17 protein-coding genes and 2 pseudogenes are annotated in these 17,948 nt (G+C 63.8%); 16 read left to right on the top strand and 3 right to left on the bottom strand.

Features of this window, described 5'->3' with window-relative positions; translation table 11 throughout:
• Positions 1-28: 28 nt before the first annotated feature.
• The 7 genes from nrdE to G6N18_RS08590 all read left to right on the top strand — a co-directional run bounded on the left by nrdE (position 29) and on the right by G6N18_RS08590 (position 7,454).
• Positions 29-3,358, top strand: coding sequence for a class 1b ribonucleoside-diphosphate reductase subunit alpha (nrdE, locus tag G6N18_RS08620; RefSeq protein ID WP_083001944.1), 3,330 nt, complete (start codon positions 29-31; stop codon positions 3,356-3,358).
• Positions 3,359-3,623: 265 nt separating this feature from the next.
• Entirely contained in the window at positions 3,624-4,091 is a 468-nt protein-coding gene (locus G6N18_RS08615; RefSeq protein ID WP_083002170.1) for an MTB12 C-terminal domain-containing protein, read from the top strand.
• Positions 4,092-4,098: 7 nt separating this feature from the next.
• A complete protein-coding gene (locus G6N18_RS08610) occupies positions 4,099-4,824 on the top strand; it encodes an ABC transporter ATP-binding protein (RefSeq protein ID WP_083001942.1) in 726 nt (241 codons plus the stop codon).
• Positions 4,824-5,603 carry an ABC transporter permease gene (locus G6N18_RS08605; RefSeq protein WP_083001940.1) on the top strand — a complete coding sequence of 260 codons (780 nt, stop codon included), beginning with the start codon at positions 4,824-4,826 and terminating at the stop codon, positions 5,601-5,603. The genes G6N18_RS08610 and G6N18_RS08605 overlap by 1 nt, the downstream gene beginning before the upstream one ends.
• Positions 5,600-6,403, top strand: a complete 804-nt coding sequence (locus G6N18_RS08600; protein ID WP_083001938.1) for a class I SAM-dependent methyltransferase — start codon at positions 5,600-5,602, stop codon at positions 6,401-6,403. Before G6N18_RS08605 ends, G6N18_RS08600 begins: the two co-directional genes overlap by 4 nt.
• A 12-nt stretch (positions 6,404-6,415) precedes the next feature.
• Entirely contained in the window at positions 6,416-7,090 is a 675-nt protein-coding gene (locus G6N18_RS08595) for a helix-turn-helix transcriptional regulator (protein ID WP_083001937.1), read from the top strand.
• A 25-nt stretch (positions 7,091-7,115) separates the two neighbouring features.
• Positions 7,116-7,454 (top strand): cupin domain-containing protein, encoded by a 339-nt coding sequence (locus G6N18_RS08590; RefSeq protein ID WP_083001935.1) that lies wholly within the window; start codon positions 7,116-7,118, stop codon positions 7,452-7,454.
• A gap of 42 nt (positions 7,455-7,496) precedes the next feature.
• Here G6N18_RS08590 and G6N18_RS08585 read toward each other — a convergent pair whose 3' ends face one another.
• Entirely contained in the window at positions 7,497-8,678 is a 1,182-nt protein-coding gene (locus G6N18_RS08585) for an NAD(P)/FAD-dependent oxidoreductase (RefSeq protein WP_067214241.1), read from the bottom strand.
• Positions 8,679-8,829: 151 nt separating this feature from the next.
• On the opposite strand from G6N18_RS08585, the gene G6N18_RS08580 reads away from it, so the two are divergent.
• The 3 genes from G6N18_RS08580 (at position 8,830) to nrdF (ending at position 12,403) form a co-directional block, all read left to right on the top strand.
• Positions 8,830-9,570 carry a TetR/AcrR family transcriptional regulator gene (locus G6N18_RS08580; protein ID WP_067214221.1) on the top strand — a complete coding sequence of 247 codons (741 nt, stop codon included), beginning with the start codon at positions 8,830-8,832 and terminating at the stop codon, positions 9,568-9,570.
• Positions 9,571-9,692: 122 nt separating this feature from the next.
• The gene (locus G6N18_RS08575; RefSeq protein WP_083001933.1) at positions 9,693-11,240 is read left to right on the top strand and encodes a flavin-containing monooxygenase; all 1,548 of its coding nucleotides are present in this window, start codon (positions 9,693-9,695) and stop codon (positions 11,238-11,240) included.
• Between the two features lie 200 nt (positions 11,241-11,440).
• Positions 11,441-12,403, top strand: coding sequence for a class 1b ribonucleoside-diphosphate reductase subunit beta (gene nrdF, locus G6N18_RS08570; RefSeq protein WP_067214223.1), 963 nt, complete (start codon positions 11,441-11,443; stop codon positions 12,401-12,403).
• Between the two features lie 114 nt (positions 12,404-12,517).
• Here the strand turns inward: nrdF and G6N18_RS24885 are convergent.
• Positions 12,518-12,631, bottom strand: a pseudogene (locus tag G6N18_RS24885) (site-specific integrase); the annotation flags it as partial.
• A 395-nt stretch (positions 12,632-13,026) separates the two neighbouring features.
• Between G6N18_RS24885 and G6N18_RS08565 the strand changes: the two are divergent.
• Both G6N18_RS08565 and G6N18_RS08560 read left to right on the top strand, forming a co-directional pair.
• Positions 13,027-13,254, top strand: a complete 228-nt coding sequence (locus G6N18_RS08565; protein ID WP_067214224.1) for a hypothetical protein — start codon at positions 13,027-13,029, stop codon at positions 13,252-13,254.
• An 11-nt stretch (positions 13,255-13,265) separates the two neighbouring features.
• Positions 13,266-13,538 (top strand): hypothetical protein, encoded by a 273-nt coding sequence (locus G6N18_RS08560; RefSeq protein WP_067214225.1) that lies wholly within the window; start codon positions 13,266-13,268, stop codon positions 13,536-13,538.
• Between the two features lie 78 nt (positions 13,539-13,616).
• Here the strand turns inward: G6N18_RS08560 and ligD are convergent, their stop codons facing one another.
• Positions 13,617-14,552 carry a non-homologous end-joining DNA ligase gene (ligD, locus tag G6N18_RS08555; RefSeq protein ID WP_163689837.1) on the bottom strand — a complete coding sequence of 312 codons (936 nt, stop codon included), beginning with the start codon at positions 14,550-14,552 and terminating at the stop codon, positions 13,617-13,619.
• A gap of 304 nt (positions 14,553-14,856) precedes the next feature.
• On the opposite strand from ligD, the gene G6N18_RS08550 reads away from it, so the two are divergent.
• From G6N18_RS08550 to G6N18_RS08535, 4 genes and pseudogenes are all read left to right on the top strand, one after another.
• Positions 14,857-15,741, top strand: a complete 885-nt coding sequence (locus G6N18_RS08550) for a zinc ribbon domain-containing protein (RefSeq protein ID WP_163689834.1) — start codon at positions 14,857-14,859, stop codon at positions 15,739-15,741.
• Positions 15,742-15,757: 16 nt separating this feature from the next.
• On the top strand, positions 15,758-16,471 hold the full coding sequence (locus G6N18_RS08545) for a hypothetical protein (RefSeq protein ID WP_083001928.1): 714 nt from the start codon (positions 15,758-15,760) through the stop codon (positions 16,469-16,471).
• Between the two features lie 124 nt (positions 16,472-16,595).
• Positions 16,596-16,679 (top strand): annotated as a pseudogene (locus tag G6N18_RS24365) (hypothetical protein); the annotation flags it as partial.
• 1,020 nt (positions 16,680-17,699) lie between these two features.
• Positions 17,700-17,948, top strand: coding sequence for a DUF1918 domain-containing protein (locus G6N18_RS08535; protein ID WP_067214227.1), 249 nt, complete (start codon positions 17,700-17,702; stop codon positions 17,946-17,948).

Here is a 17,948-nt window from a genome sequence, read left to right as displayed (position 1 = left end):
CACGCATTCGGCTTCGGGTGCCGGCGAGATGGATTACCACGCGCTCAACGCGATGCTGAATCTGTACGACGCCGACGGCAAGATTCAGTTCGAGAAGGACCGCGAGGCCGCGCACCAGTACTTCCGTGAGCACGTCAACCAGAACACGGTCTTCTTCCACGATGTCGACGAGAAGCTCGATTACCTGATCAAGGAGAACTACTACGAGCGCGAGGTGCTTGACCAGTACTCGCGCAACTTCGTCAAGAGCCTGCTCGAGCGCGCGTACGCCAAGAAGTTCCGGTTCCCGACGTTCGTCGGCGCGTTCAAGTACTACACCAGCTACACGCTGAAGACATTCGACGGAAAGCGCTACCTGGAGCGCTTCGAGGACCGCGTGGTGATGGTGTCGCTCACGCTGGCCGCCGGCGACACGATGTTAGCTGAGAAGCTGGTCGACGAAATCATGGACGGCCGATTCCAGCCTGCCACACCGACTTTCCTCAATTCAGGCAAGAAGCAGCGTGGTGAGCCGGTTTCGTGCTTTCCGGCCGGAACTCCGGTCGACACCCCAGATGGGCCGCGGGCGATCGAGACGTTGCAGGCCGGTGACCGGGTGTTGTCGCATGACGGCTCCTTCTCCGTAGTCGAATCCGTTGTCGAGAACCCCAACGAGCAAGCTCTGGTATCGATCTCGCACTTTGGGCACAAAGAGCCGATCCGTTGCACTCCGGAGCATCCAATTCTTGTCTGGACCACACGCGAGGTCGATACGCTGATCGACGGAGATGGTGCCGATCCGTTCAACGGATTCGTGTGGCTGGCTGCCAAGGACGTTCATCCGACCGACTTCATCGTGACGGCAGCGCCGATGGAGGGACGCGAGCGCCGGGTCCACGATTTGATGGAGTACGTCGGCGTAGGCGAATACGAAGAAGTCGACGGGCTGATCCGCAAGGTGAACGCTGACAAGAAGCACCGCAGTAAGCAGCGGCATCGGATCAAGTTCGTATCGGTAAATCGCTATGTTGAGGAGTCCTACGATCTCGGACTGATCCTCGGTTGGTATGTGTCCGAGGGGCACGTGTCCAAACGGTCGACAGACACCAGTGTTCCCAATGGGATTCACTTCACCCTCGGTTCTCATGAACTTGAGTATCAGCAGGAGTTGGCGGCTGCGTTCAAGCGCGTGTTCGCGACTGACCTCGCCGTGCATCAGAGCGTCTCGGACCAATCGGTGCGATTGATCTGCAACAGCAAGGTCGTGGCGTCGCTGTTCCTGTCCATGGCCGGCACGGGTTACAACAGGAAGCGGTTGTCCCACGAGGTATTGACTGCCGATGACGAGTTCCAGCGTGGACTTCTGGCAGGGCTGTTCCGTGGTGACGGCTGCTGCACCACGGGCGGAATGATGCTCGACCTCGTGAACCCGGAACTCATCGACCAGGTCCAGTTGCTCCTGCGCAGGCAAGGGATCGTTTCCCGGGTCCGCCAATACACCAACCAAGCCGGAAACATCACGGGGCAGGTGTTCGTCCCCGGGCTACCCGGCACCAACGAAGATTTCATCTTTGACGTCGGTAAGAACCTGCACAACTACGTCGGCGCGAAAGGGACGTCGCGCACCACATATCAGGTTGTGCATGGGCGGCACGTGTACGGAATCCGCGATCTGAAGCAAACGTCTGAAGTTCCGGACAAGGTCTATAACCTCCATGTCGAGGGCACGCATACGTACACGATTCGTGGAACCGTGGTGCACAATTGCTTCCTCCTTCGCATCGAGGACAACATGGAGTCGATCGGCCGCTCCATCAACTCGGCGCTGCAGCTGTCCAAGCGTGGCGGCGGAGTTGCCTTGTTGCTGAGCAACATTCGTGAGCACGGCGCGCCGATCAAGAACATCGAGAACCAGTCTTCGGGCGTCATCCCGATCATGAAGCTGCTCGAGGACTCGTTCTCCTACGCCAATCAGCTAGGCGCCCGCCAAGGCGCCGGCGCGGTGTACCTGCATGCGCATCATCCCGACATCTACCGCTTCCTGGACACCAAGCGGGAGAACGCCGATGAGAAGATCCGGATCAAGACGCTGAGCCTCGGCGTCGTGATCCCCGACATCACGTTCGAGCTGGCCAAGAAGAACGAGGACATGTACCTGTTCTCGCCTTACGACGTCGAACGCGTCTACGGTCTGCCGTTCGCCGATATCTCGGTCACCGAGAAGTACTACGAGATGGTCGACGACGCGCGCATCCGTAAGACCAAGATCAAGGCGCGCGAGTTCTTCCAGACGCTGGCCGAGCTGCAGTTCGAGTCGGGTTACCCGTACATCATGTACGAGGACACGGTGAACCGGGCCAACCCGATCGAGGGCAAGATCACCCACAGCAACCTGTGCTCGGAGATCCTTCAGGTTTCGACGCCGTCGCTGTTCAACGAAGACCTGTCCTATGCCAAGGTGGGCAAGGATATTTCGTGCAACCTCGGATCTATGAACATCGCGAAGACGATGGACTCGCCGGATTTCGCCCAGTCCATCGAGGTGGCGATCCGTGCGCTGACCGCGGTGTCCGATCAGACGCACATCTGGTCGGTGCCGTCGATCGAGCAGGGCAACAACGACTCCCATGCGATCGGGCTGGGGCAGATGAACCTGCACGGCTACCTGGCGCGTGAGCGGATCTTCTACGGGTCCGAAGAGGGCGTCGACTTCACGAACATCTACTTCTACTGCGTGCTGTACCACGCGCTGCGTGCGTCGAATCGCATTGCGATCGAACGGGGTACGCATTTCAAGGGATTCGAGAAGTCGAAGTACGCGAGTGGCGAGTTCTTCGACAAATACACCGAACAGGTGTGGGAGCCCAAGACCGACAAGGTCCGCCAGCTGTTCGCCGAGGCAGACATTCGCATCCCGACCCAAGAGGATTGGCTACGGCTCAAGGAGTCGGTGCAGGCGCACGGCATCTACAACCAGAACCTGCAGGCGGTGCCACCGACCGGGTCGATCAGCTACATCAACCACTCGACCAGCTCGATCCACCCCATCGCGTCGAAGATCGAGATCCGCAAGGAAGGCAAGATCGGCCGCGTCTATTACCCGGCGCCGTACATGACCAACGAGAACCTGGAGTACTTCCAGGACGCCTACGAGATCGGCTACGAGAAGGTCATCGACACCTACGCGGCGGCCACCCAACATGTGGACCAGGGGCTGAGCCTGACGCTGTTCTTCAAGGACACCGCCACCACGCGCGACGTCAACAAGGCGCAGATCTACGCCTGGCGCAAGGGAATCAAGACGCTGTACTACATCCGGCTGCGCCAAATGGCTTTGGAGGGCACCGAGGTGGATGGCTGCGTCAGCTGCATGTTGTGACGGACCGCCACGCCGAGTGTCGGGTTGTGCCACGCGTATTGCGGATTGACGTCGGCTAACCCGACATTCGGCGTCGAGCATCAGCACGCGGCGACATCCGGGGGTTCGCCGAGCGGCCAGTTGTCGCACGCACGCACGCAAACCTCGTCATATTCGCGCGGCATAAGTGGCCAGTCGACGCCGTAGAGGTAAGGCTTGCCTCATTCGGCATCCGCGTCTACATTAACCGGAAAAGTTTCCTCTAAATAAGGAGCCGGTCATGGCGATGCGGATCTGGGCGCCGGTCGTGGCACTGAGCTGTGCCGGTCTGACGGTGGCGGTCGCTCCGGCGGCGCATGCCCAGCCCGGCCCGGACCCGGGTTTCGCGATCACCTCAGAGGTGCCGACGCTGGCCCAGCTGGATTCGCAGATCAAGCTGCTGGTGGCCACACCGGCTCCCGACGAGGTGAAGGCCGCCCAGCTGGAAGGCGGCAGTCGCGCGGTGGTCGTCCCGAAGATGGTGTACCGCGTCGGCTTCTTCCGCCCGCCGCGCGGCTCGAGCCAGGTCACCGGCCCCGAAACGCATGACGGCGATACGCACACCGCGGTCATCAACGCCAGCCGGCAGGGCGCGCCGACGGTCCAGATCACCGCCGAGTGGCGCCGCATCGACGGCCGGTGGAAGTTGGCGAGCAAGTCACTGTGCAACGGCATCAAGACGTTGGGGCTACCGATTCCCTGCAACTTCCAGTGATCAACCGATGATCGAAGTCTCCGATCTCGACAAGCGATTCGGTTCGTGCCGAGCCGTTTCCGACGTCACGGCGAGCTTTCCTTCGGCGACGGTGACGGCGCTGCTCGGGCTGAACGGCGCGGGTAAGACCACGCTGTTGCGCCTCATTGCGGGCCTGGACCGCCCGGACCGCGGCACCGTGACGGTGTGCGGACGCAATCCGCGCGACGAGGCTCAGCCGGCCCGACTGCTCAGCGCGCATCTCGGTCCCGAGGCGATGGATCCCAGGCACACGGTGGGACGACACCTCGCGTGGTTGGCGGCGCTCGGCGGCATCGGCTCCGAACGCGTCGATGCGGTGATGAGCGAGGCCGGCCTGTACGCCCACCGCGACGAGCGAATCGTCAAGCTGTCGCTGGGTTTTCGGCAGCGACTCGCGATCGCCGCGGCTCTGCTGTCGGATCCGGCGGCGGTGATCTTCGACGAACCGCTCAACGGCCTCGACGTGCCGGGCATCGTGTGGCTGCGCACCCTGTTGCGTCGGCTGGCCGCGGACGGAAGGACCGTCGTCCTGGCCACCCACCTGTTGAGTGAGGTGGTATTGACGGCAGACCGGTTGCTGATCCTGAACCGCGGTCGTGTCGCAGTAGAGGGAACGCTCGACGAGTTGGTGCCCGCCGCCCACGATCCGCGGCTGTGGCTCGAACAAGCGCTGCTCTCGCACAGTCCTGCCCTCGAAGAGGCGCACCCGTGATGCCCACGGACCTGATTCGCAGGAGCGTGCGCGCCGAAGTCGTCCGGACCGGCGGGCGGAGCCGACTATGGACGGTGTTCGTGCCGGTGGCTGTCGGTGTGCCCATGGTGATCACGTTTGTGATCGCCGCCGTCGCCGAGATGTTCGCCCGCATCCCGGGCCAGGTGTCGATCTTGCAGGTCTCCACCTCCAACGCGGCCTACTGGGTGATCACAGTGACCGTGATCGTCGCCGCCGCGGCGGCAGCCGATGGACAGTCATCCGAATCCCTCTATCGCACACGCGATCACATCCGTCTCGCGCTGCCGTACCGGTGGTCGGATCTGGTGGGGAAGTGGCTGTTCTACGGCACGCTGAGCGCAGCCCTGGCTGCCGCGACGACTGCAGTCGTTCTGCTCGTCCTGCCGATGATCTCCGGGCTGGTGTACGGCGAGGTGTCGCTCACCGACCCGACCGCACGCCGACTGTTGTGGACGGTGCCGGTGTATGCGTTCTTCGCCGCGGGCGCCGGCGTCGGTCTCGGGGCGATCGTTCGGTCTCGGGTGGGCGCCGTCGGGGCGATCCTGCTCTGGGCGTACGTCATCGAGACGGCGGCGGGGTATCTGCCGAGCGGAGCGTCGCTGCAGCGGTTCATGCCCGTGCTCAACGCCGTGTTCGCCACCGGGCAGGACATCGTGCTGATGCCGCCGTGGGGTCAGAACGCCGCGTTGGCCTATTCCTGTGTGATATTCACCGCGATCTTCGCGCTCTCGTTTGTCGGAAGGAGACAACGAAAATGACTGGAAGAGAGAACCTTCCACTTGCCCAGCGGTCCGATGCCGATCTGCCCGGACACTGGCTGCTCGCCAGGCTGGGGAAGCGGGTACTGCGCCCCGGTGGTCTGGAGCTGACCACCCGCCTGCTCGCGGCGGCGGGTGTGCAGGGCGCCGACGTCGTCGAACTCGGGCCCGGGTTGGGCCGCACCGCCAGCGATATCGTCGCACTGCGGCCGCGCTCCTACGTCGGGGTCGACGACACCGCCGCTGCGACGGAGGCCGTACGCACGATCGTCGCGCCCGTCGACGGCCAAGTGGTGGTGGCCAACGCCGCCGAGTCCGGGTTGCCCTCGGACAGCGCCGATGTCGTGATCGGCGAGGCGATGCTGACCATGCAGGGCGACCGCGACAAACGGGCGATCGCCGCCGAAGCGTTCCGGGTGCTGCGGCCAGGCGGTCGGTACGCGATCCACGAACTGGGCCTGAAGCCGGACACCCTCCCGCAGGACACCAAAGACGAGATCCGCCGCGACATGGCGCGCGCGATCAAGGTCAACGCCCGTCCGTTGACGACGGCGGAATGGTCTGCGCTGCTGACCGATGCCGGCTTCGAGGTGGTCACCGTCGACCACGCGCCGATGGCGCTGCTCAACCCGGCGCGGGTGCTGGCCGACGAAGGTCTGGGCGGAGCGCTGCGCATCGTGGGCAACCTGATGCGGCGCCGCGCGGCCCGCAAACGTGTCATCGGGATGCGCAAGACGTTCCATCGGTACCGGCACGCCTTGACCGCGGTCGCGGTCGTCGGCGTCGTACCGGCATCGTGACAGACTCAGAGAATGTCAGCGCCCCGCCACGACATCGATGCGCCGCCCGACCGGGCGGCAGGCCAACAGCGCCAGCGCGTCCTGAACCTGTTGCGTTCCGCGACCGGACCGGTCGACGTCCAGCACGTCGCGGACGCCTTGCAGATACACGTCACCACGGCCCGCTTTCACCTGAGCACCCTCGAGGGCCAGGGCTTCGTCCGGCGCAGCGGCGGTGTGCGCAACCGGGGGGCGGGCAGGCCGAGGCTGACTTACGAGGTCGCACCCCGGCTGGACTATGCGGAGATCGTGTCGCTGTTCGCCGCCCACCTGGGCGGGACCGTCGAGGAACGCGAGCAGCGCGCCCTACGCATCGGTGCGGACCTCGCGCACCGCGTGCATCTGGCGCGGCCGCGCGACGAAGCCTCGGTCGGCGACCTCGTCGTGTTGACCCTCAACGAGCTCGGTTTTCAGGTGCGTTCGGTGCTGACCTCGTTCGGCGAGATGACGGTACAGATCTGCACTTGCCCGCTGGCCCAGGTCGCCGCGTCGGCGCCCGAGGTGGTCCGCGGCATGCAGCAGGGGCTCATCCAGGAAGTGATCGATTTGAATGCCGACGTGATCGGTGCGCGGTACCAGGTGTCGGTGGTGCCCGATGCGCGCGGCGGCTCCTGCGAGATCGGCTTGGTGTTGCGTCCCGGGCGGTGAACGCCTGGGCGAGAAGGGAAAACCGGTGACCAGTCAGACAGTCCAGTCGTTGTCGACGTTGGCGGAGGAACAGCTCGCGTCCGCGAAGGCCGCTTCCTCCGGCCGTTCCGCTCACACCGTGTACGGCGGCCGCGGGCACGCGCTACGGCAGACCTTGCTCGCGTTGGCCGCGGGGCGCGGGCTCGATGAGCACGAAAGTCCGGGCGAGGCAACGCTGTTGGTGTTGCGTGGCCGGGTCCGGCTCAGCGCCGTGAGCGGCGCTGTCGACGGCATCGCGGGCGATCACATCGCGATCCCCGCGGAACGGCACAGCCTTTCGGCCCTCGAGGACTCGGCGGTCGTGCTGACGGTCGTCACCAAATAGCCGAGCCGCGCCGAGTACCCCGAGACAACTGGCCGTTCGGCCTCACCTGACGGTGTGTTGCGGGCCCTGCGCCTTCTTGTACAGCGCCTTGAGCATCCGGTCGCGGAACGCGGCGTTGTCGATGAGCTTGATGCCGGCATTGGCGAAGCGCGGATACCCGAGCAGCTTGTGGAAGTAGCGGCCGCGCCGGTATTCCCGGCCCCAGGCCGCCTCCATCCGCTGCGCGTAGTTCGTGAAGTCGTCGGGCCCGCCGTTCTGCAGTGCCGCGATCGCGCATTCACCCGCGGCCAGGCCGGACTCCAGCGCCTTCGAAATGCCTGCACCCGACGCCGGCTTACCCGCCCCCAGCGAGTCGCCGGTGAACAGCACACCCGGACGCCACGGCGGCCATGCGGTGAAGCCCATCGGCAGCCGCCACGCCCGCACGCTCTTGTTCTTCTTGAGCTCTTCGATCGGCGGCAGTTCCCACTCGGGCGGCAGCGTGCGCAGGAATTCGCCGAGGAACTGCGTCGCGTTGATCGACTGCCAGTTCTTGTAGCTGTTGACGTAGCCCAGCCCGATGTTGAACACGCCGTTGCCCATCGGGAACACCCAGCCGTAGCCCGGCAGCTGGTCGCCTTCGAAAACGAGCTTCAGGTAGATGTCGAGGCTGTCGGAGTCGGGACGGTTGGCGGGCATCTCCGAGCGGATCGCGATCGCCGAGTAGCCGTTGTATTCCGAGTCGATCTTCAGCGCCCGTTTGATCGGAGAGTAGGCGCCATCGGCCGCGATCACCGCGTCGCCGTGGACCTTCTCGCCACTCTTGAGCGTCACGCCGACCACCCGGCCGTTCTCCAGAATCGGCCCCGTCACCTCCGCGCCCTGGCGCACCTCGGCGCCCGCAGACTCGGCGTGCTTGAGCAGCACCGTGTCGAGGTGCTCGCGGCTGACGGTGTGGCCGTGGTCGGGCATGCCGGGGCGCTTGGGGAACGACAGCTCCCATTCGCTCGGGCTGAAGACCGTCACACGGTTCACCCGGTGGTAGGTGGCGACCTCGTCGGCCAGCCCCATCTTCTGCAGATAGCTCACGGCGCGGGCGGTAAGCCCATCGCCGCAAGGCTTGGCCCGGGGGAATTCGGCCTTGTCCAGGACCACCACCTTGGCGCCGGTCTGCGCGGCCTGCCACGCGGCGGCCGAGCCCGAAGGGCCGCCACCCGCGATGACCAGGTCGTATCGCTGCGTCATGGAACTCATCTCGTCGATCGGCTGTCGCAGCGATCCTACCTGCGCCGAGACCGCCTCCGTCGTCGCACAGAGTTGCCTGGCCAGCGCCCCGCGAAACACGGGATGGCATGGTCTGAGCAGGTCAGCGGCGCTTGAGCGGTAGAGTGGCCGGGTGCGACGAGGGTCCAGGCCACGCTCGAGTGGTGAGCCGGGTGTCAAGGTGGACGCCCGCAGCGAACGCTGGCGCGAGCACCGCAAGAAGGTGCGCGCCGAGATCGTCGACGCCGCCTTCCGTGCCATCGACCGCCTCGGCCCCAACGTCAGCGTGCGGGAGATCGCCGAAGAGGCCGGCACCGCCAAACCCAAGATCTACCGGCACTTCACCGACAAGTCCGACATGTTCGCCGAGATCGGCCAGCGGATGCGGGACATGCTGTGGGCGGCCATCATTCCGTCGATCGACGTGGAGAACGACTCGGCCCGCCAAATCGTCGGTCGCGGCGTCGCGCACTACGTCGACCTCGTCGACCAGCACCCCAACGTCGTGCGGTTCCTTCTCCAGGGCCGGTTCGCCGACCAGTCGGCGGCAGCGATGACGACCGTCAACAAGGGCAGCGAGATCACCCTGGCGATCGCCGACATGATCAGCGCGGAACTGAAGGACCTGGCGCCCGAACCCGCCGCCTTCGAGCTGGCCGCGTTCGCAATCTTCGGCACCGCGGCTTCAGCCACGGACTGGTGGTTGGGCGCCGACGATGAGCGGCCCCGCCGGATGCCCGCCGACCAGTTCGTCGCGCACATGACGACGATCATGGTGGGCGCCATCAACGGCACGGCCGAGCTGTTGGGCATCAAGATCGACCCCGACCAGCCGATTCACACCGCGGTCGGCAAGCAGCAGCCAGTCGCCTGACGGCGCGTTGACACGTCTCGCCCCGCCCCGGACACTATGCGTAAGTACCCGGTACCGGCGTTCCCAGGATCGGCCCACAACGGTGGGCCCACGCGGCACTCGGGGATTAGAGGAGACCCACCATGACGGTTGCCGAGCAGACGGCCGATGACACCACCGCCCGACACCTTGCGCACACCCGCGCGCTGATCATCGGCACCGGCTTCTCCGGCCTCGGTATGGCCATCGCGTTGCAGCGCCAGAACGTCGACTTCCTGATGCTGGAGAAGGCCGACGAGATCGGCGGCACGTGGCGCGACAACACCTATCCGGGGTGTGCCTGCGACATCCCGTCGCACATGTACTCGTTCTCCTTCGAACCGAAGCCGGACTGGAAACACATGTGGTCTTTCCAGCCGGAGATCTTCGACTACCTCAAGGGTGTCACCGACAAGTACGGCCTGCGCCGCTACATCCGCTTCGGTTCACACGTCGACCGCGCGCACTGGGACGACGACGAGAACCGCTGGCACGTCTTCACCAAGGACGGCCGCGAGTTCGTCGCGCAGTTCGTGATCTCCGGTGCGGGCGGTTTGCACATTCCGTTGGTGCCGGACTTCGCCGGGCTCGACGAATTCACCGGCGCCGCTTTCCATTCCGCGGAGTGGGACCACAGCGTCGATATCACCGGCAAGCGCGTCGCGGTGATCGGCACCGGCGCCAGCGCGATCCAGATCGTCCCCGAGATCGTCAAGGACGTCGCCGAGCTGCACCTGTATCAGCGCACACCCGCGTGGGTGATGCCGAGGCCCAACAACCCGATCCCGGAGTGGATGCGCAACCTCTTCGCCACCGTGCCGGGCACCCGGGCGCTGGTTCGCGCGGGCATCTACTGGCTCCACGAGGCGGTCGGTTTCGCGATGACCAAGCAGCCCCGGTTGCTGAAAATCGGCGACCTGCTGGGCAAGTGGAACATCCGCCGGTCGGTCAAGGACAAGGAACTGCGCCGCAAGCTCACCCCGAACTACCGCGCCGGCTGCAAGCGGATCCTGAACTCCGACACTTACTACGTCGGGGTCGCCAACCCGAAGACCGAAGTCATCACCGACGGCATCTCGCGGTTCACGCCGACCGGAATCGTCACCGCCGACGGCGCCGAACGCGAGGTCGACGTCGTCGTGTTCGCGACGGGCTTTCACGTCACCGACTCCTACACCTATGTCCACATCAAGGGCCCCCGCGGAGAGGACCTGGTGGACCGGTGGAACCGTGAAGGCATCGCGGCCCTGCGCGGCATCACCGTGGCCGAAATGCCGAACCTGTTCTTCCTGCTCGGCCCGAACACCGCGCTCGGCCACAACTCCGTGGTGTTCATGATCGAGTCGCAGATCCGCTACGCCGCGCAAGCGATCGCGGCGGTCGACGAGAAGGGCGTGCAGGCGCTGGCGCCGACGCGGCAGGCGCAGGATCGCTACAACGAGGAGTTGCAGGGCGAGCTGGCCGGCACGGTGTGGAGCACCGGAGGTTGCCAGAGCTGGTACCTCGACGAGCACGGCGTGAACCGGACGTTGTGGAGCGGCATGACGTGGCAGTACTGGTTGGCCACCCGCAAGTTCGACCCGTCGGAATACCGGTTCTTCGGCGAAAATCGCGTGGCTCGGCGGCCTGCTCCGGCGCCCATTTCTGCATAGGGGTCGTTATCGGGCGCGGGAACCGCGACCCTGGTGCAGAATTCGCCGACGCTGTCCGACGACACGGTGAAAATCAACATATTGGGTTGCCCCGAGATGTCGGACCCTAGGGGTAGTGTCGTAAGCGGGCTAGGGAACCGTTCAGGGCCACTGTGGACCATTTAAAGACCAGGTGAAACGGGGTTGTCGTGAGTGATGGCATGAAGCTGATTGACCGCGTTTCGGCGATCAACTGGAACCGTCTCCAGGACGAGAAGGACGCCGAGGTGTGGGACCGGTTGACGGGCAACTTCTGGTTGCCGGAGAAGGTTCCGGTGTCCAACGACATCCCGTCGTGGAACACGCTCAACGACAACGAGAAGCAGCTGACGATGCGGGTGTTCACGGGCCTGACGCTGCTCGACACCATCCAGGGCACGGTCGGCGCGGTGAGCCTGATTCCCGACGCGCTGACCCCGCACGAGGAAGCGGTCTACACCAACATCGCGTTCATGGAGTCGGTGCACGCACGTAGCTACAGCAACATCTTCTCCACGCTGTGTTCGACCGCCGAGATCGACGATGCGTTCCGCTGGTCGGAGGAGAACCCGAATCTTCAGCGCAAGGCCGAGATCGTCATGCGGTACTACAAGGGCGACGAGCCGCTGAAGCGCAAGGTGGCCTCGACGCTGCTGGAGAGCTTCCTGTTCTACTCCGGCTTCTACCTGCCGATGTACTGGAGCAGCCGGGCCAAGCTGACCAACACCGCCGACATGATCCGGCTGATCATCCGCGACGAGGCCGTGCACGGCTACTACATCGGCTACAAGTACCAGCGCGGCCTGGCCATGGAAGATGCCGCCAGGCAACAGGAGCTCAAGGACTACACCTATGAGCTGCTGTTCGAGCTCTACGACAACGAGGTCGAATACACCCAGGACCTCTACGACAGTGTCGGGCTGACCGAGGACGTCAAGAAGTTCCTGCGCTACAACGCGAACAAGGCGTTGATGAACCTGGGCTACGAGGCGCTGTTCCCGCGCGACGAGACCGACGTCAACCCGGCGATCCTGTCCGCGCTGGCGCCGAACGCCGACGAGAACCACGACTTCTTCTCGGGCTCAGGCTCGAGCTACGTGATCGGCAAGGCCGTCGTCACCGAAGACGAAGACTGGGACTTCTAAACGTCCCGCTTCGCCGGTGCTTTGCCGGCGGCGTGCCCACATCTTGCCCACACTTTCGCGTGAACGAGCGGCATGCAACGCGGTCGCCACTGACTCCAAGTCGTCGCTGAACAAGTCCGCGTAGACGTCGAAGCCGCGCTTGTCAGTTTGTCGGTGGTCTGGGGTGCGATATCGAACACGGTAAAGGGTTGTACCAGCGGCGGTTTGGTACTTGCTAATCGTCGCCATCGGCGCGTGCTTTCTCGTTTCGAGTCCGCGCGCATCTCCCGCGAGATGCGGCCCTTCTTCTGCTGATTGGCGTCGGGTCCGGCTCGGAGGTCGCGCTCTTCGCTAAATGTTTTCCGCCACAACTGATACGAGAGATCGGAAAGCTCGGCGCGTGGAATTCCGAGTCGGTGCGCAAGACGGTCCTCGGTTAGACCGGATCGCAGCATCACGCGCTCTGGTGGCGAGTTCGCCCCCTCACCCCAGATATCTCCAGTACGGCCTGCGAAGCGGTGCCCGGCGCTGGCTTCCGGATCGTTCGGCGGATTCATCTTCAAGATTCTGCTGAATCCCCCTGCGAGGCGGCTCGAACAGCGCAAAATGTGGCTACGGGGGGTGGGATTACTTTGATCACTGATATGCCGGCGTTGATCGGAAATGTCATCGGCCTACTCGCAGTTCTCGCGAAGACTGCGTTCGACCTTTGGATCAATCCCCGGTTGTACGACCGAGACATAAAGTCCATGGAACGCCTGGATGCCGCGAAAGAAAAGCGCGACCGCCTGGACAAGTCGACGCTCTGGACGTTTATCGCGGTCGGCATAAGTTACTTCTTCTCGATTAGTGCTCTGGTGCGGTTTGACTAGGAGGCGGTTGCATGGACCCTGATGCGCGCGACAAAGAACTCGCCGAATTGAAGGATCGCGTACAGCGCCTTTGGGACGAAGTGTTCCCACAGGGCGGCGGGCCCAGTCTCGCCAAAGGTTTCGCGGAAATTCGGCGAGAACTTGCTGACCTGCGGACGAGCTCGGTGACAAGCATTCAGGAGCTCGACAAGAAGATCAACAAGACGATTGATGTTCTCGCTCGGCTGCAGGAGATCGCAGAAAAAGGTCAGAGAGGCGGAAGAACCCAGCAGGCTGGAATGTGAATCCGGCCCGCTCCTGGAGAGGGGGTGAGGAAGGGCCGAAAACAGGGTAGGACGTGCCGTTCCGCGGTACTCGAACCTTTAGGTAGGGATGGCAACCGCCTCGAGGTCTCCCATGTCTACTCTGAGCCCCTTCAATGAAGGGTGCCGAAGAGATCCCCGGAATTCGCGGAACTCGACGTCGCCGACTAGCTGCGGATGAACCCAGACGGCGTACGGGGCGAAGTCTGCGGGCACATCGCGGAAAGGACATGCGCTGCGTTGCAACGGCTTTACCGCTTCTGTAAGTCGCCGGCGGGCCGCTTCGGTGAGACCGGCGGACACCACGCCGCAGAATCTCAGCTGGCCCGCGGGCGTGTAGGCGCCGACGAGAACCGCACCCAAGGTGTTGCGATTCACGCCCGTTCCGGGCAGCCATCCGCCGATCACGAAGGAACTCCTGTGGCGATGGCACGTCTTAATCCAGTCCCTAGATCGCACTCCGAGCGTATAGGTGCTGTCGAGGTGTTTGCAGACGATGCCTTCGAGTCCGAGTTCGGCCGAGGATTCGAGGACCGATGCCGGGTCCGGCTCTGTCCAGTTCGCAGGCACTCGAACGACGCACCCATAGTGATCGGCCAGATCCTCGAGTTCGCGGCGTCGCATCGTGTACGGCTTACGGGTGAGGTCGCGGCCGTCGAGTTCAAGGACGTCGAACACATAGAAGCGGACCGGGACCTGGCGTAGTAGGTCGGGGGTTGGGCGGCGGTTCTGGGGCCAGCGTCGTTGTAAACGGCTGAACGACGGGACGCCAATTTCGTCCAGGGCGACGATTTCTCCGTCGAGAACCAGGCGGCGGTTGCCGGTGGAAAGTGCCGTGGCGATCTCCGCGAAGGTTCGTGTGAAGGCGGCGCCGCTGCGGCTCCATAGCTTCACCGTGCCGCCATCGACGACGGCCATGCCGCGCTGCCCGTCGTATTTCGCCTCGAGCGCCCAGCTGTCGAACTGGGTGGGCGGCTTACCGAGGGTGGCCAGCATCGGCCTAATCATGGCGGTCATACAGAACCGCCAGTCTAGGCAACGTCGTTTATTGAGCGCAGACGTGTATCGATGAGTTAGAGCTTCTGATCGAGCTCGCGAAGTGCCTCGGTGAGGTGGGTCAAACCTTCGGCGAGGAGCACCGTTGCGGGGTTGGTCGATTCTCGTGCTGCTTGCCGAAATGTGTTTCCCGCTGAGGAGGCCCAGCCTGCGGAATTGCTCATGCTGCCGGCCGTATCGGCGGGCACCGACAATCCGGGAGTGCCGCCACGCTTTCCAGCAGGTCGGCCGTACCGTATTAGCCGTGAGCAAGACACATTCTGGAAATGCTCTCGGGTTAGGCCTCGTCGTCGTGGGTGCCGCCGCGCTAGCCATCTCCGTATTTCTTCCGCTAACCGAACGTACGGGCGTGTTCTCGATGGTGCAGAACAACTCCCTCATCCAGCACGGCGGTTGGATCCTTCTCCTCTTCGCTATCGGGATAGCGGCAAGCGGAGTCGGTGCGAGCCAAGGACGCTCGTATCAGTGGATATGGTGCTTAGTGGGATGCACCATCGCCGGGGCAATCCTGATTTACACCGGCAGCGACGAAAACACGCGAACCCTTTACCCGGTCGGTCCAGACGGTGCTGCCGACATCACCCAACCCGGCGTCGTCGCGCCCCTAGGAATCGCTATATATGTCGCCGGTGCGGGAGTGGTGGCAGCCGCTGCCGGTGCGCTCACACTCGCAGGATTTGGGTCGGACCTAGGCGGCGACGATGAAGAGTTGGTGCGTCGTTGGGCCGAAGAGGACTCGCCCGCGAAAAAGAAATGTCCCGACTGCGCGGAGAGAGTGCTCTATGACGCCCGCGTCTGCAAGCATTGCGGATACCGCTTCGGCGACGCCATCCCGAAACTAGAACCCAAGCCGCCACCGCCGGATCCACAAGCCGCCGAACGCGAAGTCCGCTGCCACAACTGCAGCCATGTGCAGCAAGAAGCCTTCAACGTCACACTCACTTCCTGCGACAACTGTGGGGCGACGGTGAAACTACCTCGCGGCAAACGAGAGGCGGCGCCAGCGCCGACTGTGCAAAAGCGATTTGTGCGGTGCTCCATATGCGACGCGGAGCAAGCGATTCGCGCGACGGCGCAGCGGTTTACGTGTGGGAAATGCGGAGAAACAATGACTGCGCCACCGGCATGACCGAGGGGTCCTGACAATGGCTTTCTTCAAAGAGAAGACGGAAGAGGAGCGCGCGGCCGACGCGGCTCGCAAGGCAGCCGCGGCCGCCAAAAGGGCCGAGCAAGCTTTCTGGGCGTCGCCACAAGGCCTAGCTACCACCGCATTCAAGCGCGGTGACGAGTTCTTCCAGGTTGAAATTCCGCACTCCTCAGTGACTGGCTTCACGAACGCCGCATTCAACTCCGCTACCGCGGGGAAAATCCGCCGGCAACTTACGCGCACGGACCTGCTTGGACAGATCGAGGAGGCCGGGTGGCGACTGGAACACGCTGACTGGGTCTACATCCAGACTGGACAGAACAGTCGAGACAAGTTCCTCGCATCCGGCCAACATGTGGTGGTGACGGGTGAAGTCGTAGGCATTTACCTCTTCCGACGCAATGAATCACAGTCCAAAGCGTCGACACCGCCGCCGAAGAAGGCTCTGATGACGCCGAACCCAACGAAGGCGCTGTCGGCTCCGAAAACGGCGTCGCAGCGAGCGGTGCCCGCTGATGCGAATGGAGCGAGCACATTTGTCGTCGGCGAGAAACTGAGAGTGAGGGCAGCAGGCGACGAGTATGACGGCAAGGTCGGCACCTTCCATGAGTATGTCGACGACCAAGGCGACGGGCTCACCATCGGCGTGTTCTTCGCCGGTGAAACCCACATATGTGCATTCTCGCCGAACGAAGTTGTACGGGAACCGTAGTCAGTTCGGAGTGCCCACGGCGCACCCACACTTTGCCCACAGTTACAGATAACTGCCGCGAACAACTGTGATGTGTTTTGGCAGGTCGCTGCCCTCCTAATCCCCTGACGAGGTAGCTGCTTAGAACCACGACTTCTTCTCCGGTTCGGGTTCTTCGTATGTGATCGGCGAGGCCGTCGTCACCGAAGACGAGGACTGGAACTTCTAAACGTCCTGCTTCGCCGGTGCTTCGCCGGCGGCGTGCCCACATCTTGTCCACACTGTGCCGTGAGCGCGCCGCATCCAACGCCGTCGCCACGGCTTCCAAGTCATCGCTGAACTAGCTGCGTTCGCCGCTATTTGTGGCGGTGGCGGTGGCGCTGTTGTTGTCGTTGTCGTCGCCGACGATGTAGCTGCGACCGGTGGCATCCCGCGTGGTCAGCACTCCGCCCCGTGGACGGACGCTAGTACCCGAGGATAGGGATGCAGCAGTCTTGTCGGGTTAGCTGGGGCGAGCCCCAAAATGTAGGGAAACACCTGATTCCATTCCACGGTCTCGCGCGCAGACTTGGTGTTGTGGGCGGACCCCGGCTGGGGCGGACCGCCTCACCTTCAAGATCAAAAGTGGGGCACACCAAACGATTCGAATTCGAGTCGTGGCCGCGTTGCCATTGCAGCAACAGCCCTCAGGGCGGCTCCAGCGACATGTACAGCAGCCCTTGACATGAACGACAGAAGGCAGGGCTTGACATGTTGGGACGATTGCTGATGATCGGGGCCGTCGCGGCCTCGATCAGTGTCGGCGGTTACGTGGGTATGGGTGCCCCGTCGGCTGACCCTGCCGTATGTGGGGCGCCAGGGATGCCGCCGTGTGCGCCCTCACTCAGTCCTCAGCAGCAATGCGCGCTGGTCGCGTGGCGGACCTGGACGCCGTGCAACTGGGTAGGTGTACAGGTTCCGATCGGTACACCCGGCAGCGTCGGCTGACGACGCGCCAGGAGACCTCAGTCAAAGGACGAGTGTCAGTCGCCATCGCGGCACCCGCCGCGTCGCCGGCCGACGCGAGCCGGTTGGACATTCGCGACACTGAACCGGCGGTGTCATCGGCGTCGGGGACTTCTGAACCCGCTGTTGCGCCGCGCATAGTTGCCATGTGACGGCTCCCGCACCGTGTCCCGAGATGACAAGGCGAGATTGTCTATGCCTCGGAGGCGCGCAAAATGGAACTGGAGCGCAAGAGGAGTTGGTGATGAAGGCAAACGTAGGCGATTGGTTGGTGATCAAGGGCAGGACAACAGAGCGTTCGGAACAGCGGGGGCTTATTACGGAGGTGCACTCGGCCGACGGCTCGCCGCCGTACGTCGTGCGCTGGGTGGCCACCGGCCATCTGGCGACGGTGGTTCCTGGTCCTGACGCGATTGTTGTGAAGGCAGAGGAGCAGGAAGCTGCGGACGAGCGGGCACAGGAACGGGCCGCGCACCGTGCCGCCGGCGGGTAA

Origin of the sequence: Mycolicibacterium celeriflavum, from assembly GCF_010731795.1 — a bacterium.
Taxonomy (GTDB): Bacteria; Actinomycetota; Actinomycetes; order Mycobacteriales; family Mycobacteriaceae; genus Mycobacterium; species Mycobacterium celeriflavum.
The sequence above is the reverse complement of the archived record's forward strand: the minus strand, read 5'-3'. Positions and strand labels throughout refer to the sequence as shown.